The organism is Mesorhizobium wenxiniae (assembly GCF_002284535.1).
Classification (GTDB): domain Bacteria; phylum Pseudomonadota; class Alphaproteobacteria; order Rhizobiales; family Rhizobiaceae; genus Mesorhizobium; species Mesorhizobium wenxiniae.
Genome location: NZ_NPKH01000023.1, coordinates 42828 through 63195, shown reverse-complemented (window position 1 = coordinate 63195; position 20368 = coordinate 42828). Strand labels below are relative to the sequence as shown.

Annotated in this window: 25 protein-coding genes and 2 tRNA genes; 20 read left to right on the top strand and 7 right to left on the bottom strand. The window is 59.1% G+C overall.

The window, feature by feature from the left end; all coding sequences use genetic code 11:
- Window positions 1-141 precede the first annotated feature (141 nt).
- The 4 genes from CIT31_RS16650 (at window position 142) to CIT31_RS16635 (ending at window position 4593) form a co-directional block, all read left to right on the top strand.
- The gene (locus tag CIT31_RS16650; protein ID WP_133116170.1) at window positions 142-1842 is read left to right on the top strand and encodes a hypothetical protein; all 1701 of its coding nucleotides are present in this window, start codon (window positions 142-144) and stop codon (window positions 1840-1842) included.
- Window positions 1843-2042: 200 nt separating this feature from the next.
- Entirely contained in the window at window positions 2043-2783 is a 741-nt protein-coding gene (locus CIT31_RS16645; protein WP_095519518.1) for a hypothetical protein, read from the top strand.
- Window positions 2784-2788: 5 nt separating this feature from the next.
- Complete coding sequence (locus CIT31_RS16640; RefSeq protein ID WP_095519517.1) at window positions 2789-3892, top strand: hypothetical protein; 1104 nt, start codon at window positions 2789-2791, stop codon at window positions 3890-3892.
- Window positions 3892-4593, top strand: coding sequence for a hypothetical protein (locus tag CIT31_RS16635; RefSeq protein WP_095519516.1), 702 nt, complete (start codon window positions 3892-3894; stop codon window positions 4591-4593). The genes CIT31_RS16640 and CIT31_RS16635 overlap by 1 nt, the downstream gene beginning before the upstream one ends.
- On the opposite strand, the gene CIT31_RS16630 is transcribed toward CIT31_RS16635, so the two are convergent.
- Window positions 4590-4952 (bottom strand): hypothetical protein, encoded by a 363-nt coding sequence (locus CIT31_RS16630; RefSeq protein WP_133116169.1) that lies wholly within the window; start codon window positions 4950-4952, stop codon window positions 4590-4592. The two genes, CIT31_RS16635 and CIT31_RS16630, sit on opposite strands and share 4 nt — an antisense overlap.
- 66 nt (window positions 4953-5018) lie before the next feature.
- Between CIT31_RS16630 and CIT31_RS16625 the strand changes: the two genes are divergently transcribed.
- From CIT31_RS16625 to CIT31_RS34265, 9 genes are all read left to right on the top strand, one after another.
- Entirely contained in the window at window positions 5019-6980 is a 1962-nt protein-coding gene (locus CIT31_RS16625) for a hypothetical protein (RefSeq protein WP_095519514.1), read from the top strand.
- Window positions 6981-7028: 48 nt separating this feature from the next.
- Window positions 7029-7214, top strand: coding sequence for a hypothetical protein (locus tag CIT31_RS16620; RefSeq protein WP_133116168.1), 186 nt, complete (start codon window positions 7029-7031; stop codon window positions 7212-7214).
- Between the two features lie 78 nt (window positions 7215-7292).
- Window positions 7293-7940, top strand: a complete 648-nt coding sequence (locus CIT31_RS16615) for a hypothetical protein (RefSeq protein WP_095519512.1) — start codon at window positions 7293-7295, stop codon at window positions 7938-7940.
- A complete protein-coding gene (locus CIT31_RS16610) occupies window positions 7937-8140 on the top strand; it encodes a Pam3-gp28 family putative phage holin (protein WP_095519511.1) in 204 nt (67 codons plus the stop codon). The genes CIT31_RS16615 and CIT31_RS16610 overlap by 4 nt, the downstream gene beginning before the upstream one ends.
- On the top strand, window positions 8137-8376 hold the full coding sequence (locus CIT31_RS16605; protein WP_095519510.1) for an ABC transporter permease: 240 nt from the start codon (window positions 8137-8139) through the stop codon (window positions 8374-8376). The genes CIT31_RS16610 and CIT31_RS16605 overlap by 4 nt, the downstream gene beginning before the upstream one ends.
- 172 nt (window positions 8377-8548) lie before the next feature.
- Window positions 8549-8779, top strand: coding sequence for a hypothetical protein (locus CIT31_RS16595; protein ID WP_095519508.1), 231 nt, complete (start codon window positions 8549-8551; stop codon window positions 8777-8779).
- Between the two features lie 114 nt (window positions 8780-8893).
- Window positions 8894-9541, top strand: coding sequence for a S1 family peptidase (locus tag CIT31_RS16590; RefSeq protein WP_165778477.1), 648 nt, complete (start codon window positions 8894-8896; stop codon window positions 9539-9541).
- 44 nt (window positions 9542-9585) lie between these two features.
- The gene (locus CIT31_RS16585; protein ID WP_095519506.1) at window positions 9586-10620 is read left to right on the top strand and encodes a hypothetical protein; all 1035 of its coding nucleotides are present in this window, start codon (window positions 9586-9588) and stop codon (window positions 10618-10620) included.
- Between the two features lie 106 nt (window positions 10621-10726).
- Window positions 10727-10891 carry a hypothetical protein gene (locus CIT31_RS34265; RefSeq protein ID WP_165778476.1) on the top strand — a complete coding sequence of 55 codons (165 nt, stop codon included), beginning with the start codon at window positions 10727-10729 and terminating at the stop codon, window positions 10889-10891.
- Between the two features lie 17 nt (window positions 10892-10908).
- Here the strand turns inward: CIT31_RS34265 and CIT31_RS16580 are convergent, their stop codons facing one another.
- The 4 genes from CIT31_RS16580 to CIT31_RS16565 all read right to left on the bottom strand — a co-directional run bounded on the left by CIT31_RS16580 (window position 10909) and on the right by CIT31_RS16565 (window position 11966).
- Window positions 10909-11103, bottom strand: coding sequence for a hypothetical protein (locus CIT31_RS16580; protein ID WP_133116167.1), 195 nt, complete (start codon window positions 11101-11103; stop codon window positions 10909-10911).
- Window positions 11104-11363: 260 nt separating this feature from the next.
- A complete protein-coding gene (locus CIT31_RS16575) occupies window positions 11364-11552 on the bottom strand; it encodes a hypothetical protein (protein ID WP_095519504.1) in 189 nt (62 codons plus the stop codon).
- Window positions 11553-11807: a hypothetical protein gene (locus tag CIT31_RS16570; RefSeq protein WP_095519503.1), complete on the bottom strand. Its 255-nt coding sequence runs from the start codon at window positions 11805-11807 to the stop codon at window positions 11553-11555. It abuts the gene before it with no gap.
- 82 nt (window positions 11808-11889) lie between these two features.
- Window positions 11890-11966: transfer RNA gene (locus tag CIT31_RS16565), tRNA-Pro, on the bottom strand.
- Between the two features lie 974 nt (window positions 11967-12940).
- On the opposite strand from CIT31_RS16565, the gene CIT31_RS16555 reads away from it, so the two are divergent.
- The 6 genes from CIT31_RS16555 to CIT31_RS16525 all read left to right on the top strand — a co-directional run bounded on the left by CIT31_RS16555 (window position 12941) and on the right by CIT31_RS16525 (window position 16132).
- Window positions 12941-13246 carry an ETC complex I subunit gene (locus tag CIT31_RS16555; protein WP_029354278.1) on the top strand — a complete coding sequence of 102 codons (306 nt, stop codon included), beginning with the start codon at window positions 12941-12943 and terminating at the stop codon, window positions 13244-13246.
- 61 nt (window positions 13247-13307) lie between these two features.
- A tRNA-Arg gene (locus CIT31_RS16550) sits at window positions 13308-13384 on the top strand.
- Between the two features lie 337 nt (window positions 13385-13721).
- On the top strand, window positions 13722-14006 hold the full coding sequence (locus CIT31_RS16545) for a DUF982 domain-containing protein (RefSeq protein ID WP_095519501.1): 285 nt from the start codon (window positions 13722-13724) through the stop codon (window positions 14004-14006).
- 87 nt (window positions 14007-14093) lie between these two features.
- Window positions 14094-14342: a hypothetical protein gene (locus tag CIT31_RS16540; protein WP_095519903.1), complete on the top strand. Its 249-nt coding sequence runs from the start codon at window positions 14094-14096 to the stop codon at window positions 14340-14342.
- Window positions 14343-15556: 1214 nt separating this feature from the next.
- Window positions 15557-15856: a DUF1236 domain-containing protein gene (locus CIT31_RS16530; protein ID WP_095519499.1), complete on the top strand. Its 300-nt coding sequence runs from the start codon at window positions 15557-15559 to the stop codon at window positions 15854-15856.
- A gap of 75 nt (window positions 15857-15931) precedes the next feature.
- Window positions 15932-16132: a hypothetical protein gene (locus CIT31_RS16525; RefSeq protein ID WP_095519498.1), complete on the top strand. Its 201-nt coding sequence runs from the start codon at window positions 15932-15934 to the stop codon at window positions 16130-16132.
- Window positions 16133-16452: 320 nt separating this feature from the next.
- Here the strand turns inward: CIT31_RS16525 and CIT31_RS16515 are convergent, their stop codons facing one another.
- Entirely contained in the window at window positions 16453-17745 is a 1293-nt protein-coding gene (locus CIT31_RS16515; protein ID WP_095519496.1) for an Nramp family divalent metal transporter, read from the bottom strand.
- A gap of 534 nt (window positions 17746-18279) precedes the next feature.
- Here CIT31_RS16515 and CIT31_RS16505 point away from each other — a divergent pair.
- Window positions 18280-19506 carry an anion transporter gene (locus CIT31_RS16505; protein WP_095519494.1) on the top strand — a complete coding sequence of 409 codons (1227 nt, stop codon included), beginning with the start codon at window positions 18280-18282 and terminating at the stop codon, window positions 19504-19506.
- Between the two features lie 51 nt (window positions 19507-19557).
- Here CIT31_RS16505 and CIT31_RS16500 read toward each other — a convergent pair whose 3' ends face one another.
- Window positions 19558-19947, bottom strand: a complete 390-nt coding sequence (locus CIT31_RS16500; RefSeq protein ID WP_095519493.1) for a YkvA family protein — start codon at window positions 19945-19947, stop codon at window positions 19558-19560.
- Between the last annotated feature and the right edge of the window lie 421 nt (window positions 19948-20368).

Below are 20368 nucleotides of genomic sequence, written 5' to 3'. Positions count from 1 at the left end.
AAAGCCCAAGGAAACATTGATCTGGCATCTCGGCCGATTGTTCGCAATCCAGACGGCAGCATTAGCACTGTACGCTCTATGTCTTTCGGAACGGGCGGCGGCGAAATTCTCGTGCCAACCGTTTCCCCGGATGGGCGCATCATGTCCGATGACGAAGCCGTGCAGCACTACGGTCGCACGGGCCAGATGCTTGGGGTGTTCGACACGCCCGCCAATGCGGACATGTATGCGCAGGAGCTACACAAGACCCAAGACAGGTATTATCAACAGCAACAGCGCCTGCCGTGGCAGGATTATCAAGCCGCTCCTCAGCAGGACGTTGCCGCACAAACCGCCGCCGAGCTTTCCGCCATCACGCAATCCTTCGACACCGGCGTTGAAGGCAACCCTGTAGCGGATGCCGAGCGCGCTCGGGCTGAAGGAATGGCGGGATGGAAGCAGCCGATAGTCGCTGCCTCAGATGCCATTTCTCTGTTTGGCCATGGTGCAAGCTTCGGCTTTGCTGACAAGGCAGCCGCCGGCGTTCGTTCGATGGTGACTGGCCAGCCTTATGACGAAGAGCTTGCCGACATCCGCAACCAGCTTCAGGGCGCTCGCGATCGTGCTCCTTGGGCTGGAATGGCGTCCGAACTGACTGGTGCCGTTGCCGGACCGGCCAAACTTGCTGGCAAAGGCCTGACGCTGGCAGGGCGGGGCGGTACAGCCGCGATGGAGGGTGTCAAGGGCGTTCTGGCCCGCGCCGGCATGATGGTGCCTGAAGCGGCCGCCTACGGAGCGCTCAGCGCCGCCGGCAATGATCAGGATATCGGAACAGGCGCTGGTATCGGTGCTGTTGCTGGCGGTCTGGGCAGTGTGGCTGGCGATGCCGTCTCGGCCGGCGCAAGCAAGGTCGCCGGGGCCTTCAGCAAAAAGCCGGCAATCCCTTCGCTCGATGAGATTTCAGCGCTCAAAACTGCCGCCTATGATCGGGCAGACCAGGCAGGCGTTGCCTTTACGCCGACTGCAGTTGACAGGCTCCGTTCCAACATCGCTGCGGATTTTGCCGATCGCGGCTTCCTTCCGGCGAATGAACCTGGCGCTGCTGCGGTCCTAAAGGAAATCGAAAACCTGAAGGGCCAGAATGTTACCCTGAAGGGCCTAGATACAATCCGCAAGATGGCGGGCAACGCCTATATTCCCGGCAACAAATCGAACAACGCCCTCACGTCCAAGATCATCAATCAGATTGATGAATTGATCGCCAAGCCCGGCACGTCGGATGTCCTCATGGGCGACGCGAATGCCGGATGGCGCGCGATCAGTGAGGCGCGAAGCCTTGCTTCACGTGAAATGAAGGCCAACAAGGTGTCCGAAGCGCTCAGCAAGGCGGAATTGCGGGCTGCATCCACAGGCTCCGGCGGCAATGCCGACAACGCCACGCGGCAGAACCTTCGCCGCGTCCTTGAAAAGCCTCGCGGCTTCACAGCCGATGAACAGGCCGCACTTGAAAAGGTCGTGCGCGGCACACCAGGGCAGAACGCACTTCGGTTGGCTGGCAAGCTGTCTCCGTCAGGGAATGGCCTCATGGCGGCTCTTGGCGTCGGTGGGGCGATGGTCAACCCGATGGTTGGCATCGCTTCTCTCGGAGGCATGGGCGCAAAGTCGGTTGCCGACAGCATGACGAACCGGAACGTTCAGCAGATCTTGGATATTATCGCGGCCGGTGGTCAGAAATCAGCCACGCAGGCGGCGCCGAATGCCCTTCAGCGACTTGCCCAATCGGAACGCGAACCCTTGTCCCGCCTGCTCATGTCCCTCGGGGTCAATCTTGGCAACGCGGGTCTGAACGCACCACGCAAGTAAAGCGATCGTCAGGGCGATGAATATCCAATCTCCCCAGCTCGGGGACGTTTCAGGCAGTTGACCACGCGAGGCGATGCCGGCGACGGCAATAGCGCCAAAGGCGGCAATCTGGGCGAAAGTAACGATCCTCATTGACGCGAACATAGTGACGAACTCTCAGGCTGCCAAGTGGGCGGCCTTTTCTTTGTGAGGCATTGCCCATGCGCGAAGATATCAAAAAGGCGATCCTCGATGCCGCCGCGCAACTTGGCGTGTCGCCGCTCGATCTCGGAACGGCTGTTTCCTACGAGACGGCCGGCACATTCGACCCGCTGAAGAAAGGCCCAACCACGCAATGGGGCCAGCATCAGGGCTTGATCCAATGGGGCCAGCCGCAGGCGCAAAAGTACCTTGGCGGCGATTTTTCTCCTGAAAGCCAGGCCAAGGGGATGGTCGGCTATCTCCGCGACACAGGCGTCAAGCCGGGGATGGGACTGCTCGACATCTATTCCGCGATCAATGCTGGCGGCGTTGGCAAATACAACGCTTCGGACGCCAACAACGGCGGGGCGCCCGGAACCGTTCGCGACAAGGTTGAACAGCAGATGGCAGGCCATCGCAAGAACGCGATGGGCTTGCTTGGCAGCGATTTCGTTACAGACGGGCCGAAGGGCCAGGAAAGTTTCGGCCTGGCACCGGCTACCGCCTCACAGCCGCAACCAGGCGGGATGCTCTCCGATCCATCTATTCCGATGGAGGTTGCCGAATACGCCGCTTCACCAGAGCCGCAATCCTTCGGCGATCGGCTGCAAGGCGCGTTCAAGATCCTCGCCGGCACGCCCAACGCTCCAATGCCACGCATGGGCCCGATGGGCGATGCCCGCCAGACCGGCGACGCGCTGCTTAAGCAAGTGAACGCGCCGAAGTTCGCCCAACACCTCTACCAGAAAAGAATGGGATAGCGCCGATGGCATCGAAATACGACTGGAGCCTTGTCGCGGCCAGCAACGCGACATCCGATAGCGCTATCAACTGGGCCGAGGGGCAAGCGCCTTCGACCGTGAACGGGTCAGCCCGGCAGATGATGGCTCGCGATGCCGAGTTGCTTGGCGACATCGGCGGCGCGCTCACGGCCGGCGGTACGGCCGATGCATTGACCGTGACGGCAAATTCGGCGTTCACCACCTACGCCAACGGGCGCATCATTACCCTGCGCATTGCCACCGACAACACGACCGCCGCAACACTCAATGTCAACGGCATCGGCGCGAAGTCCATCCGCAAGATGATCTCTTCCGGGGAATCGGCGCTTACAGGCGGCGAGCTTCAGGCGACCGGCATTTATGATTTTAAGTATTCCGAAGCGCTCAATTCCGCGGCGGGCGGCTGGCTGCTGCTCAACCCGACGCTGGCTGATCAGTCGGCGTATGTCACACTGACCGGCACGCAGACGCTCACCAACAAGACGCTTACTACACCTCAGATCAACGACACATCAGCAGACCACCAGTATGTGTTGGCTGTCTCAGAGCTTGCGGCCGATCGAACCGTCACGCTCCCACTTCTCACTGGAAACGACGAGTTCGTTTTCAAGGACCACACTCAGACCTTGACGAACAAGACGCTCACCAGCCCGGTTATAAACGGCCTGGATGCGTCCCTGACAGCCAAGGGCATCATAGAGATTGCCACGGCAGCGGAATACCGCACAGGCACAGACGCTGCCCGCGCGCTGACGCCCGGGCAGGTTTTCGACGCCGCCGCAACAGTCACCTTGACCGACGCGGCGACAATCGCTGTTGATATGTCCACGTTCATCAATGCGGTGGTGACGCTTGGCGGCAATCGAACTCTCGGGAGTCCGACCAATGAAAAGCCGGGGCAGACCGGCCGTATCCGCATCGTGCAGGACGGCACAGGGTCGCGGACGCTCGCCTACGGCACGGATTGGGAATTCGCAGGCGGAACAGCGCCAGTTCTGAGCACGGCGGCCGGGGCGGAGGACATCCTGTATTATGACGTGCTCGCCAGCAATCGCGTCTTCGCCAGCCTCGTGAAGGCGGTGGCCTGATGCTGCCGGGAATCGCGGGGATCATGGCGGGGATTGGGGCGGCCTTTGAGGCAACCTTTCTCAGCTCGACCAATGATGACTCGAACGCCGCGGATTATTCCTTTGGATCAGAAAGTTTTGGCGATGCCGCATCGGGCAGGGAAATCTTCGTCTCGGTAAGCTGGGGCGGTGACAACAACGCCAGAACGATCTCCTCCGCAACGATCGGCGGCGTTTCTGCCACGGTTCATGACCAGGACAGCATTGCGGATGGTATTAGCCAAAGCGTAGGCGCCGGCGTCATTTCAGCGGAAGTGCCGTCAGGAACATCTGGCACCATCGAAGTCAACTTTTCCGGAACCGTTAGATCATGCGCTATCGGCACTGTTCGGGTGCTCAATAGAAGTGCAATTGTTGATACAGCAGTTGACACAGCCAACCAGGGAGGTTCCCCGGCGACAACGGCGACCACGATCAACGTCTCTGCGAAAGGCGCACTCATTGCCGCCTACATGAATAGCGACACTGACGGGGATGTAATTTGGACCGGCGTTACAGAGACCTATGATGGCACTACGTCGGGAGCCAGTTCTTCCGACAACAGCCGCTATAGCGGCGCGCTGAGTACGGGCCTTAGCTCCCAATCGAATCGGCCGGTCTCAACAAGTCAAGTGGTGGGCGGCGCCAGTGGCAGCGCGCTTGCTGTTGTCTCAATCGCCTAGTTCGGGTGATCTGCCGCCCAGCCGTTGCAATGGCCCGTCTCGTGGCGAAGGACCGCCTTCGGCGTGGCGAGCGCGTAGGTTTTGTCGATCACAATCACGGTGCAGGATGTCCTGCCGGTGATCGCTGCGCAGCCGCGCTGGACAAGCGAAGATGTGGCTGACACGCCATACTTTGAGAAAAGTTTTGCACAGGCAGTAACAACCTGCTTTTGCGGCAGATAAATCACAGTGAGCTTGCCAGCGTAAGAATGGTCGAACCGCACCGGCGGATTCCACTCGGCGTCGTTCTTCCCGGCAATGGCTGTATTAGCCATCACTAAATTAGTTAGCAGAACTGAAAGAACAAGAAACGCCCTCATCTTCCTAAGATGGGGGATTCACTGAGTCTGCGCAATATCTCCGCACAATTTATTTAAGGTTAACAAATGGCCGAACCTGCAGCCATCGGCGAGATAGACAATACGGACCAGATCCGCGTCATGCTCTATCAGAGCGGGCGCCCGGTCCACACGCCGTTACAGAATCTGGTCAATATTGCGGTCCCACTGTTCAGGACTGCGGTCCTGGTCGAAGCGGCGACCATCTCGTCCAGCGTCCTCGAATTGCGGACTGCCGGCTATTACACCGTTGGCGACGGTGGCGATGCTCTCTACAAATGGGTAGCCGCGGAACCGACCCACGAGGGCAAGCTTCAGTCTGCCAATGGTCGCTGGTTTGAACTGGTCGTGGGCCTAGCCACCACGGTCAATGCATACGGCGCCTACGGCGACAACACCAGCAGCATCACCGGGGATGGTCACGACGACACCCTAGCCATTCAAGGCATGATCGACCATGTCGGCTATTATCGGCTTGGGCTAGGCCGTTACAAGATCACCGAGCCTCTGTTCCTGTACTCAGCCACAGGCAGCCCAACATCGATCGGCGTCCTTTGCCACGGCGTAGGCAAGGAAAAGAGCGCGCTGGTTGCCTTTGGCATGGCCGGCAAGTCGATGCTCAAGCCGAGCCCCGACACAGGGTTGCACCGCATCCACCTGGCGCATCACCGCATGTTTGGGGACGCTGACACCTGCGTAAACTACACGCTTGCAAGCGGGCAGCTATACGAGAGCACCTTTAACGAAATGCTCTTCGAATCCGATGCGGAAGCCTCGTTCATCGCGAACCGCCATTTCGCAACAAGCTGGTATGGCTGCTCTTTCTCGTCCGAGGACGGCGACAGCGTAAAGCTGCAAGGCGGCAACAGCACGGTTCTGACTAACTGCTATGCCCACGAATGCGGCGCCGGCAAGTCTAATTTCCGCATCGGCGGCTACGCCACTCTGATCAACTGCCTTGGCGGCGACACGACAACGGGCGGCACCTACGTTTTCCATGTCGGCGGCGATCCCTTCGCGACCGGCGTTAACAACGTCATGCAGATCCACATTCTCGGTGGAAATGCGGAGGACTTTGGCACGGCAGCGATTGCGGTCGATGCAGGGGGCGGCCAGCTAATCGTTGAAAACCTTGCGATGGTTGCCCGCGCCAGTGGCACCTATGAAACGGCCATCAAGATCATTTCCGGCACTGCCGCCAGTGTCTGGATTCGAGGCAACACGCGGCTTTCAACGAAGGGCGCAACGCGTAGCGGCAGCTCGAACATCCAAGGCACCGGCGGCGTCTTCCTTGTCGAAAATCAGTCGAACACGACAACCGGCTCATTCCCCGACTTCTACAACACGACTTCATCGCTGCTGACCGAAATACCCATCCTACAGGTGCGGGGCGGCGCCCTTGGCACGCAAGACCTGCAGATATCAAGGCTCAAATCCGGCCTCGAAAGCGGCTTTATCGCGCCTGTGGCAGTCACGTTCACCGCCAACGCTTCAACGTTCTCCGTCGCCAGCCAGAATAGCGTCAAGACCGCGAACACCGTTGCAACCGACCTGACAAATTTCACGGATGGCGTTGAAAACCAGACGCTGAAACTGCTGGTCAAGGACGCCAACACGACGATCAAGCATGATGCTGGCGGCGCTGGCGAGATTTGGCTGACCTCCGGTGCGGACTATCTGGCGGCGAACGGCGAGGTGCTGGAGTTCATTTTCCACAGCCCGCGCTGGTATCAGATCGGCTCTCGGCAGAAAATCCGCGCCTCGGCTACCGTCGATCCTGCCAGCATAGCGCTTGATGCCTGCACGACGCCCGCCACAATCACCGTCACAGGGGCGGCATTGGGCGATTTCGTCACTGCTTCGTTCAGTCTCGATTTGGCCGGCGCTTCTCTGCGCGCCTATGTCAGCGCGGCCAATACGGTGACCTACTTCTTCCGCAACGATGTTGGCGCCAACCCGCTCGACCTTGGCAGCGGCACATTGCGCGTGGAAGTCACCAAGGCGGCGTGATTGCGGCGGCAATTTATGCTAAGCTCGTGGCCAAAGAAGGAACCCGCCATGGAAACGTTTGAACAGATTCTCGCGCGCGGTGTTGAGGCTCTCGGCTTCGAAAAGGCACTCAATTGCTTTTACTACCCAGCCATTTCGAGCAACAGTTTAGAGGAATTCCTCAAGAACGGTGCTGAAGAGATAAACGAAGCAATCGAGTTGAAGAGAATATACGCCGAAGCAGGGATAGATTAACCTGGTTCGGGCCTGACAGCCAATTCTTAAGGGTCGCTTCGGCGGCCTTTTTCTTTGCCACAACCTCAAGGAAACACCATGGATCTGAAGCACCCTTCAGCGCGGCTAATCGTGGCCGAATGCAAGGCAGAAGGACTATTGCGCAACCAGTGCGCCTATGTCCTCGGCACGGCATGGCATGAGACTGGCGCGTTCAAATACATGCGCGAGATTTGGGGACCGACTGCTGCGCAACGAAAATACGAGGGCCGCAAGGACCTTGGCAACACCATTGCCGGCGACGGCCGCAAGTTCATGGGGCGCGGCTTCGTCCAGATCACCGGGCGCCGGAATTATACCGATTGGTCAAAGCGTCTCGGCCTTGATCTGCTGAAAGAGCCTCAACTGGCAGAACGCCCCGAGATTGCCGTCAAGATCCTCGTCAAGGGTTCGAAACTCGGCACCTTCACCGGCAAGAAGCTGGCAGATTACATCACGCTCAGCAAGTCCGATTTCATCGGGGCGCGCCGGATCATCAACGGCACGGACAAGGCTGCGCTGATCGCCGGCTATGCCCAGAAGTTCGATGATCTGCTGCTGCTGGAAGGCTACGGCGTAGCTAAGCCCATCACGGCTCCAAAGCCGCCTCTAGTGGCCCCTGTGCCGCCCGAATATCCGGAACGCAACCCGTTCTGGGCAGCTCTGTTCGCAATCTTGAAATGGATATTCGGAAGGAAGCCGAAATGACCAGTGTCATCATCCGCATTTTGCTTCGATACGGTGCCGGCTTCCTCGCGGCGAAGGGTATTCTGTCTGCGGAAGACGGGGCGGGCTTCGCAGATGATCCTGATCTTCAGATGCTCCTCGAAACTGGCGCGGCTCTGGCGATCGGTTCGGCAGTTGAGGGATGGTATTGGTTGGCTCGCAAGTTCGGGTGGGCGAAATGAGCGCGATCCTCGGCTTCTTCCTCTCCAATCCAACCATCCTCGCTATTGGTGCCGGCATCATCGCAGTAGCTGGCGCATGGTTCAAGGGCAGCCTCTCAGGCGCCAAGGCTGAGCGCAACAAGCAGGCTGCTGCCGAAGCCAAGGCCCGCGATATCGCTGATCAGGTCGACAACGACATTGGCGCGCTGCCGGCCGATGCCGCACGAAAGGAGTTGGGCCAGTGGTCAAAATCCTAACTCTTACCCTGCTCCTCGCTATTGCGGGGTGCCAGTCAACAAAGGGCAGCTTCTGCGCCATATCCAGCCCGATCCGGATATCCGCATCTGCCATTGATGCACTGACAGACGCGGAAGTTAAAGCCCTCCTTGCCCATAACCGTAAGGGCCAGAAACTCTGCGGTTGGCGTCCATGAGCACCGAGACAGACACCCGCGATCGAGTCGTTCGCCTCGAAGTCAAGGTTCAGCACCTCACCGATACCGTCGAATCGATGGCCGAGCAGGTCAACCAGATGCACGATCTACTGATGCAGGCGCGCGGCGCACGGTGGGCAATCATTGGTGCGGCGACCCTGGGCGGCTTCATGGCGGCAAAAGCCGTCACATGGCTCCCCTGGCTGACAAATCTTCCAAGCAAATAGGAGGCCCATCATGGGCGAAAATCCGCGCTTCTGGATAGCGTTCGGCATCCTGTGTCTCGCATGTTCCCTGGCCGGCGTGATGTCGGTCTATCTAGCCATACAAGGACCAGTCGCATGAAAAACTTCAGCAATCCGGCCTACTGGCTCACGGGGCTTATCCTGCTCGTCTGCGCCTTCATTCTATTCGGGTTTACGCCCACGCCGCCCGATGCCCATAAGGCCGCAGTTCGCGTCCAAGCCAATGGCTGGCATGGCTCTGGGGTACACATCGGCAATGGCTTCATCCTCACGGCAGGCCACGTCACCGAAAACGCCGAAGGTCTTGTCGTCAAGACCGATGGCGGACAAGTCCACAAGGCTGAAGTCCTGTGGCTGAACCATGCCTTTGACGTGTCGCTGGTCTATGTCGATGACATGAAGGACGAGTCCGGCGCACCGCTCTCTTGCGAGAAAACGACAGTCGGGCAGTCCGTCACCATCATTGGCAATCCGCTCGATACGGACTTTGCCCAATCCTGGGGCCGCGTGTCCGGGTTCGGAAAGACCGGCCTTGAAAACCTCGACAAACGCGGTCTGTGGCGAAGCCTGGTAACGCTCGACGTCACGGCAGCACCCGGCGTGTCTGGTGGTCCTGTCTACGACGATCAGGACAACGTTGTCGGCATCCTCGTTGCGGGCGCTATCAGCATGCGCGGCACGTTCGGCTATTCCTACATGGTCCCATCGACGGCAATCTGTCACATCATGGGGCGCGCCATCTAGTTGTTACCGCTCTCGCGATTCCCGTAACAACTCAGGGTGATAGCATGAACGCCGAAGGCGCCACGAGCACCTCGCCGGATTTGCTGCTTAGGGTGAGGCAGCATGTCCCTGAATTCACACGGCTCGACGGTTCAAGAAATATCCGCGGTCTAGCAGCAACCTTCGGCCTTTCCCGCGCCACCATCACCCGCTACCTTGCCAAAATCGACGTGGAAGACGCGCAGGCCGCGCAAATCAACTACACCCCCGACATAGACGGCATCGAGGAAGTCAAGCCCCGCGTTCGCGTAAGGGCCTACAATGTCTCAGTCACCAAAGACCTTCCTGTCCGGCGCATGGTGGCGATCGGGGATCTCCACCTAAAGCCTGGCATGGATTTTGAGCACATGCGCTGGATAGGCCGCTATGTGGCTGAGACGCGCCCTGACAATGTGCTTCAGATCGGCGATTGCTTCGACTTCGAATCCTGCGAAATGCATAGCGCTGCAGGTTCGGCAAGCCAGATGAAGCGGCCAGCCTTCATTGACGAGATCGAGGCAGGGCAAGACGCCTTCGACATCTATCATTCCGAAATCGGGGCAGGGGAAATCCCGCACGATGTCATCTATGGAAACCACGAATATAGAGTGAACAGATTGGAGGAACTGGCGCCTAACCTCGCCGGCACGTTAACCCTTCAGGTTGACCAGTTCTTTGCCCGCTATCGGTGGAAGACGACACCTTACCGGCATTGGCTGTTCTTCGAAGGGGTCGGCTTTACCCACGTCCCCATGTCGATCATGCAAAAGCCGATCGGTGGACGCTATCCCGAGAACACCATCGGCAACCAGGCCACGCATTCAATCGTTTTCGGCCATACCCATCGCAACAACAATGTCACGGTCCCGAAGATCGGCATCAACAATTCGATCACGATCACCAATCTCGGGTCTGCGATGCCCCACGGCTACACCCCGAAATACACCGATGGGGCGACGACCGGATACACCTACGGCATCCATTTGCTGCGTCTAAGGGGAGGCCGCGTCGAGAGTGACCAGTTCATTTCGATGCTCGAGCTCGAGGAACGCTACAAATGATGGCGCGGCTGGCATTTCGCTTCATGATCTGGCGTTGGCATCTCGCTGCCCTGCTTCTACTTCACCCCGCGCTATATGCGCTAGCAACGACGTTAAGGATTATCAGATGACACAAAAACTGGCGATAAGAGTGACCCTCGGCAAAGACGGCAAGACGCCAGTTCGGGAACTGATGTACGACGGTTTGAAAGTAGGCGACATCAGCTACGTCGATCTGATTGAATTCGTGATGCAGGCGACAAGCTCGCTACGCTATGAGGTGGTGCGGTGACAAGGTAGGCGATCACGCTACTGCTCAGAGTGGTGGCGCATGATGGCTTGATACAGGTACTCGGGAATGATGGACCAATCGTGTCCATTGTAGTTTTCTACTGACCAGTAGAATTTTCCGTCAGGACGTGCCGCCACAGCGAGGTTGCCGTAATAGTTGCCTGGCTCTAGGTCGGTTATAACCGAGTCTTTCGGTATGTCGATGTCGCTCATATCCATCCGAAACCCCTATCATTTCTGCGGCTTCTGCGCTATACAAATCGGCAATGGATCTAGTGTATTGGCTGCACGGCACCTTCAAGGTTGGGAAGCGCGTTTTCCCTTTATGATAAAGCAAGACGAGGTTCGATTCCTCGGCTCCAGGTTCAAAAGCTCACCCAGCCCATCCATCTCGCAAAGTACATCACCACTCCCAACGGAATCGCAAGCCACCATAGGGAGAGGATGAACCTTGCATCAGGGCGGATTCTCATCTAGTCGCCCCAATCTGCCATGAGTTTACCGCACAGGCAGCGCCGCCCATGCTTGCCGAAGTCATATTCGGTATGGTCGCATTCCAAGCCGATCTCTCCATGCCGGTTGGCCTCGGTGACCTTGCTTAGGATAGCATCGAGGTCTTGGCTTAGTACCGGCGGGTATCGTTTCGACGCTTCGTCGCTCATCTAACTCTCCTTCTGCGGCTCGATAGGTGACGGGGAGGCGAGGGCGGCGTCGATCGGAGGTCGCCTCACGCTGAAAGAGTGGCCCTTCTTCAAGTTCCTGGATGAGAACCATATGGGCGTCTCAGTCCCATCTGCATGATAGAGAAGCAGGAACCATCGGTTTTTGTCCAAGCGTTCCAAATGGGCGCCGCGCGCCGCGACAACCTCGTCTAGTTCGCCATCCTGATAATCAACCCGATCGATCATCTCGCTCATCTGGCGTTCCTTCTTTGGGGTGGACGGCAGGGGAACAAATGGGCATTTTCGGGGGAAGCTGTGCGCGTTCCTGTGCGCAAGGTGGTCGGAGTGGAGAGATTCGAACTCCCGACCCTCTGGTCCCAAACCAGATGCGCTACCAGGCTGCGCTACACTCCGAGTCCTTGCGGGCTATAGGGTTCCGGGCTTTGGAAGGCAACCCCCGAAACGACAAAAACGGAACGAGCGCCATACAGTGGCAGCGAGTTGCACGAAAAGTCCCCAAACGTCCCGCGGCTGTTCATCGCGCTCCTCATGGATAGAAAAATGAAGTAGCCGCGCCTTGTCGCCCTCCGGCGCTACCGGGGCGTCAACCGGCGGCGGTGCTTGGAACCTCAATCGCTTCGCCAGCAAGGAAGCTGCTTGAATTGAGCGATCCTCAGCCCGTCACCAACGATACCACCTCCAGGATTCTGCAATCTTGTGCTCATCGAAATCCGCCCGACCGACGATCTGGAAAAGGCTTAACTAGCCAATTGCAACGCCCCTCGGGCGGCCAATAGCTTGTGCTTTTCGAAGATCGCTAGCTTCTGCGGATAAGTGATCCGCACCTTGGCGTTGCACCCGTCACATCTGAAGTGCGCGATCGTCCTTAGCGCAGAGCCCTTCCTTACCGCCGGATGCGAGCAATCCGGACATTCGAATGTGAGCGAAACATCAGACAAGTCTTCGGCTAAGCCCATTTCCGTCCCCCTTTGCAAGCGCTGTGGCTACACTCTGGCGAGTCTCAATTAGCAAGTCAGATGTAGCAATTCAGATGCCAATCCCATTGTGCCAAAGCGAGACGAGAACGATTTGCATCGGGATTCGCCAAGCGCCCTGGGCGCCGGCACAACGTGCTCGTCAACGGCTCCCGCTGCTGATTACCGCGGCCCGAGTCCTGGCGGGCTATAGGTTCCGGGCTTGGCTGCGCGAAACTAAGAGACGAAAACGGAACAAACGGCAGGGTCTTTTGCCGTGACCGGCGCGCGGTCACCGTCGGTGGCCCGCCGTGTCGAAGGGTACGGCAGGCATCGGCCTTGCCGCCAGCGGCATTGCGCTGTAATGACGGGAATACAGCGGCGGTGCCGCTTGCCCGTAGCAACGAGGTGTCCATGTCCGCGCGCATTTTCAGCCCAGCCAGAACCGCGATGCAGTCCGGCAAGGCCAAGACCGGCCACTGGGTGCTGGAATTCGATCCCGAGATGCGCAAGAAAATCGATCCGCTGATGGGCTACACCACTTCGGGTGACATGCGGAGCCAGATCAGGCTCACCTTCGACACCCGGGAAGAGGCGGTGGCCTATGCCGAGAAAGAGGGGCTGGCCTTCCGTGTCGAGGAGCCGAAAGAATCCAAGCGCCGCCAGATTTCCTATGCGGAGAATTTCCGCTATGACCGCAGGACGCCCTGGACGCATTAACCGGCAATGCCGGGCAGCCGTCCCAGCGCATGATTCAGCCGGCCCTTGGCGTCGGCCCAGCGGTCCCGTAGCTCAGCTGGATAGAGCACCGGCCTTCTAAGCCGATGGTCACAGGTTCGAATCCTGTCGGGATCGCCAGCATTTTCAGGGTCCGTTCTGGACACATAGGTTACGGTTTATACCGGAGGCATGGGCAACCCTTTCGGCCCGAACGGGTTGTCCAGTGGTTCCAGTCTGCATCTCATCGTCGAAGTATCCCAGATCATAGTCCATGAAGGTCGAAACAGATGCGCCCGCAGGTGGTGACGGTGACGGCCTTCTCATGGGAACCGATACCCTTGATCGCTCGGCCAGTTCCGATTGCGTCGTGTCTAAAGGCTCGGGCGGCGGCGCTCTGAATTCGCGATGATGCCCGTTCATGCAACCACCGCCATGTCTTTGCGTTTAACCGCCTTCAATCCTGCGGAGCGACAAAATGACGGCATTCATCCCGATTACAATCTACCTGAATCACAGGCCGATGGTGGTCGCCTCGATAGCCGACGCTGCGAAAGCGCTTCAGCAACCATGGCCATTCATGGACAAGCCGTCCCGACTTGAAGCAATCCGAATGATCGAGGAATGCCTGGCCGGACATTGCAGTCACCAAGCTGCGTTCGCCGCTTTCGAGGCGGCTGCAACTGCACAGGGACTGCTTAAGCAGAAGCCTCCAAGCGTAGGCCTCAAGAAATTCGACGGGGTTGCTGAAGATCTGATGTGAGGTCGTCCTCGCCCGCTCGCAGATCTTCCGCGAGGGCGCATCTCGCGTCTGCGATTCTGCAACGGGGTGGGTTTTTTGTGTATGATAATGCTGCACGAACAAAATCTCTGGGCGAAGGGGGTTTGTCATGCCGCTCGTGGAAGAGCAGAGGATTCGGGTGTTTTCAACCCGTCAGAGCTGGCGCTACTTGGCCGCGTGTTCGATCGTTTGAAGATTGACGGCCAATCGGAACAACAGCGCGAGTCGCTCGCCTCCCGAATTATTGCCAATTACATGGCGGGAGTGGTGGACGAGGAAGAACTTCTGTCGGCTTCGAAACAAGCTCTGGGGCGGTAGGCCCGGGTAAAGCAAGCTAACCGAGTTGACGCTCCCAACCGCCGGTTGGTAGACGAGACGCAGCCGGCGCGCGTAGGATTCCCTACGATCCGGGCACACCCACCCCCGCCCACCCTGTGCCTGGTGAACGACTGATCTCCCGCCGTGCCGAAAGGTGCGGCGGGCTTTTTGACTTCCGCATGGAACACCCGGCTCGGGAAGGGCCTTCGGCTTCTGCGGCATCTCCTGTGAACCAAGCTGCGAGATCGATGTCCCCTTCCGATCAAGACCGGGGTGAAGCACTTGCGCGGCAAGGACGATCTTCGGCACGCTCGCTTCCAAGGCTTTGGGAAGACTAGGTGCGACGCGACTATCCGGGCGCCGTTGCCGGGAGGTCAGCGCACATCGTGCTCCTGCCCATCAAGGAGGAGGACATGAGAAGCCTCTAGCGCTCATCTTTGAGGACGAGCCGATGATCGTCATCGAATATCGAGACGTCACTCAGAGAGGCTGGCTTTGCGGTGGCCTCAGAGCCAAGTTGCAATCGTGTGCACGACAAATTTTGGCCCTTGTTAAGCCTGACGTCGTCATCCTGGACGTGCTCTTGCAGGACTGCATCAGCTCTTCGGTTGCTGAAGAACTCGTGGCCCGTAATATCCCTTTCTTAATTTATAGTGCCATACGCGACGAACCGCGCTGTGCCCCGGCATGAGGCTCCACATCAGGCATCTCCGGGGTGAGGAAGAGCTGCGCCCGCCTCGGTGCTGGGCTCCAGCGACGAGGACGCCTCAGTCGCGCTCGCTCGGACCACCCGCCAAATCGAGGAATGGCGGGTGGTCCTTTATCAGCGCAGGAAGGGACTTAGCTGCGCAGATCTCAATTTCGTTCTTCGGTCCAATCGTCACAGTCCGATTGTCCCCTAGCTAACGACCATTCCAATCGCGAGGAACGCGATGGAGACGGCGAAGACCGGAGCGAGCAACCAGCGGGCTTGGTGGACGCTATTCTCCATTGGACTCCTCCCGTGAACTCACGGCGAGCAACTACTACGAGCAGCCGCAGTTCCGGGTGGCGCAATGTCAGGGGCTATTACGCGAAAACAGGTGAGACTTAGGTCCTGTCTCCTATCAGACCGAAGCCCAGGTAAGGAACGTTTGCAGCTGCCCGAGGTTTGGTGAGGCTGGCGCGAAGACGATGCCGTTCAGCGCAACAGAGCTCGTATAAAGGAGGCACTTATGAGAATGCGTCTTTCCACTGCAGCCGCGGGGTTTCTGCTGCTGGCAGGTATCGGTGCCGCTGCCGCTCAGGACGTTGTTATCGCGCCTGAACAGGAGACGGTCATCAGAGAGTATGTGAAGAAGCAGCCGCTCGCCTCAGTGAAAATCCCTGGAGTGGAGCTCAATATCGGCTCAACTCTGCCCGAGACGGTCGAGCTTCATGAAGTTCCTGACACCGAATACCGCTACGTGGTCGTCGACAACCGGACCGTTGTCGTTGACCCTGGTACACGCAAGATCATCAAAATCATCGAATGACCAAAGCGACTGGGAGGACAGCCCGCCGTGCCGAAAGGTGCGGTGGGAAGCCAGCAAGGGAGGAATGTGATCATTATGTCGAACCGTGAGATTGGAGCGTCCCAGGCGCTGCGAATGCGCGTGGCCGACCTCAATGAGAGGATGCGCGGCGCCCGGATTACCGAGGATGAACTGAAGATCTTTGGAAAAGTCGCAGCCGTCATGGAGGACGGCAAGGGCAGAATCGATGCCGACGATTTGATTGCCGCATCCTTCGTCGTGGAGACGCTGGACTAACAAGCCGCCTCAAAACTCTCCACAATGTGAAGTGCAATGTCTCTCTCTCCCAGCCTGTTCTCTGTTGGCCTGACTTTCCACTGCCCGCAGTGCAACTTCACCGTCATCAAGAACGGCAGCTGGTTTCAGGTCGTTTCCCATTACAAGTGCGACGGATGCGGACGCGAAATCCGGATTACCTATCCCGACAAGATTGCGATCTTCCAGAAGCACGCGCACTTGGCCACGACCCCGCCAGGATCGCGGTAGAGATGTGCGCACCGAATCCTTCATGGAAAGTGAGCTCGATTGCCGGGGTATGGCACGAGCGTCATGGTGACCTAGATAAACCAGGTCGCTACCAGCCCTAAAGAGGCGGAAAAAATTGCGATCGTAGTAGCCCATCCCAGAGCGTTGGTGGTGCGGCTGTTGACCTTGTCTCCCATGATCCGGGGGTTGTTCGTCATTAGCATGATAAGAAGAAGCAGTGGCGGCGTAGAAAAGCCCTGCACGATGCCGGACCAGACGAGCGCCTTAATCGGGTTGAAACCCAGGAAATTCAGGCCGACAGCAATCAGCGTGAAGGCGCCGATCGCGATGTAGAACTTTGGCGCCTCACGCGGCTTGGCATGGAGACTGTGCTTCCATCCAACTGCCTGCGCCAGATCGTATGCCGCACCTGTCGTCATGACCGGAACGGCAAGGAACCCGACCCCGATCACGCCGGCAGCGAACAGTACGCCAGCGGCTCCACCAGCGAGCGGCTTGAGAGCTTCGGCTGCTTGAGCGGCGGTCTCTACGTCGTGCTCGCCGGCTTCATAGAGCGTAGACCCTGTCGACAGGATGATGAAGTACATGATGAGATTGGAAAAAATCATGCCGATCAGGATATCGCGGCGGGAGCGGCGCAGTTCACCGTCCGTGGCACCCTTGCGCTCCTTCAGCGTCGTTCTCCCCTCGGCAATCTCTTCCTCCACCTCCTCATTCGACTGCCAGGTATAGAGATACGCTGAAAGGGTGGTGCCGATGATGGCCACCAGGATGGACAGGAACTCGCGGCTGAACTCGATCTTCGGAACAAGGGTGCCCCACAGCACGGCTGCCGCATCCGGCTTCGCCATGATGGCTGAGCCGACATAGGCAAGCAGGGCCAGCGCGAGCCAGCGAAAGATGTTACGAATGAGCGTGTAGGAGCCCCAAAGCTGGAGAGCAAAGATCGCGGCCGCGACTACGATCACAATGAGGGGGATCGGAACAGGAAGGAAGATGTTGATGGATGCAGCCATGCCGCCGAGATCGGCGGCTGCTTCGATCGTGTTGCCGATCAGCACGCCCACAAGAACAGCCCAGAGCAGCCACCGTGGGTAGAAGTCCTTGATCGCATGAAAGAGGCCGCGGCCCGAAACCTGTCCAAGCTTCGACGAGAGATACACGACAGTGTACATCATCGGCAGCGTTACAGGAGCGGTCCAAAGCAGGTCTGGGCCAAAGCGCGCGCCGGCACTCGCATAGGTACCGATGGCCGAGCAGTCGTCGTCAGCAGCGCCGGTGATAAGGCCGAGTCCAAGTGCTCGTCCTATGCCGTCTTTCTTGTCTTCCTGTGGTGAAGTGGCGTTAGGATCGCGCTGCGTCATTGCAGCCACGCCGCGCTAAGAGCGTAAGGAGTAAGCACGACCGAAACGTCGAGAACAATTACCCAATAGATGTATCGCAGCACGGGAGTGGAACTCATTCCGGCAAACCTCTACCGCCGTTTCAACTCCGCAATCGGCTGCTTGTTCCAGCGTCAGTCGGGTGTTCAGCGCTCGCCTTGCCATGCCGAAGGCGCGTTCTTCGCTTTGCTGGTCGGCCGGCCCAAAGGTGGGGACAGTCTCTATCCTCGCCATGATCGAGCCACGATTTCAATGAGCCTGGGCTTCTTCTAAACCTTCATCTTCGACGGAAGCATACCCAGCGTTTTACCAGAAAATCTGCTGGTGTGATTGTCTGGATGAGTTGGCCGATGGTGCGCCAGTCTCTTCGATGGTTCTACGCTGTGCGCGTCGCATCAATGTTTGATATTGCCAGGGCTTGCCCGATCGGATTGAGCTCGGGTGAGTATGGCGGCAGGAATCATAGCTTGCGCCGGCCGGCAGGGCAGGGCGGATCTGAACGGGGCTTTCCCACGAATGACATTGATGGGTGCGGCGGCACTGCTGATCCTGATCCTGACCTATGCCGGCGTTGCCATCGGCAGGATCCCCGGCTTACGCCTTGACCGGGCAGGCGTTGCGCTGCTCGGCGGTGCGGCGATGATCGCCATCGGCGCGCTCAGCCTGGAGGACGCGTACCGCGCCATCAATTTCGACACCATCACGCTGCTGCTCGGCATGATGATCGTCGTCGCGCATCTGAAGGTATCGGGCGCCTTTCGCGCACTCGGCGCCGTTGCCATCGAGCACGCACATGCGCCGTTTATGCTGCTGCTGATGGTGACGCTGCTGACCGGCGTCCTGTCAGCGTTCCTGGTCAACGACGCGATCTGCCTGGTCATGGCGCCGATCGTCGTCCACGTCACCCGGGTCATCAACCGCAACCCAATTCCCTATCTGATCGCCACCGCCACGGCGTCGAATTGCGGCAGCGTCGCCACCATCACCGGAAACCCGCAGAACATGGTCATCGGCGCGCTGTCGGGGATTTCCTATCCGGCCTTCTCGGCGGCCCTGGCGCCGGTCGCGCTGTTTGGCCTCGTCGCCGTCGTCGTCATCGTGCGCATCGTCTATCGCGCCGAATTTGCGCGCAAGACCGAGCTCAGCCCCGAGGTCTATCGCGGCCGCATGCTGCCGGGACAGGTGCTCAAGGCCGTGGTCGTCTGCATCGGACTGGCAATCGCCTTCTTTGCCGGCGTTCCGGTTGCCAAGGCCGCACTGATCGGCGGCGCCATCCTTCTTGTGACCCGCGCTATCAAGCCGGCGCGCATCTACCGCGAGATAGACGGGCCGCTGCTGTTCATGTTCGCCGGCCTTTTCATCGTCGTCGCCGGCGCCGAGAAGGCGCTTCTCACCCCCGAGATCATCGCCTCGGCAAAGGACCTCGGGCTGGACGATGTCTGGCGGCTGTCCGGCTTCACCGCAGTGCTGTCCAACATCATGAGCAACGTTCCGGCCGTGCTTGCGCTGCGGCCGTTCATACCCGGCCTGGAGAGCCCCGAGCGCGCCTGGCTGGTCGTCGCCATGAGCTCGACTCTGGCCGGCAATTTCACGCTGCTCGGCTCGATCGCCAATTTGATTGTCGCTGAGCAGGCGCGCGCCGCCGGCAAGGCGCTGTCTTTCGGAGCCTTCTTCAGGGTCGGACTGCCGCTGACGCTGATCACGCTGCTTGCTGGGACTGCGTGGCTGGCGCTTGGGTTTTAGGCCGCCGGGGCAGCAGGCAAGGGCGGTTTCAAGTGCAAGCAAGCCTCCGGACTATCTGGCGTGGGTGGGCCAAAAGGCCCAGATCAGCAAAGCTGCCAAAGCCAGCCAGAGCGCCACGATAAAGAACATTCCCGTCCTGCTTTGCGGACGTGTTTCGAGCGCGGCAGCCTGCGCTCGAAACTCGTCCATCAGCGGCGGCGGAACAAGCCTTATCGCCAGGATTACGCCGAGCGGTACGATGATCAGGTCGTCAAGATAGCCGAGCACCGGAACGAAATCCGGGATCAGGTCGATTGGGGAAAGCGCACAGGCGGCCACCATCCCCGCCACGAGTTTCGCGGACCAGGGCACCCGAGGATCGCGTGCGGCGAACCACAGGGCGACGACATCAAGCTTGATGTCGCGCGCCCGGCTCTTTGCCGCTTCCAGCCATGCTTTCATAGGGCTACTTTAGCACAGATTGTCGTCCGCCTGCATTCGAGCGGCGGTCGCTGGTCGTAGAAAGACTGGACCGCACCGTCCGTGGCGCGTCCCAAAGGATGCGCGGTGCTCTATCGCTCCGACGATTCGGTGCTGCTCGCCGGCTTCGAAACATAGGCGTCGGGAAAGTCCTGCGAGGCGACATCGTCGGCGAGGCTCCTCAGCTTTTCGGCCGCGGCCGCCCCAAAATCGCCTCGAAGCGCCGGTTGGCCTCGACCGACACGATATGCCTGCTGGTATCGCTTTTCCGAGTGGCGTCAGCACAGCATGTTTCGTTCGCCGGTCGTTGGCATCCTGGCGGACCTCTACCAGACCGCGCGCTGTGGGAAGCCTACGACGCTGCCCGCGCCACCCTGTTCGCGCTACCCTGTTCGCCGCGACG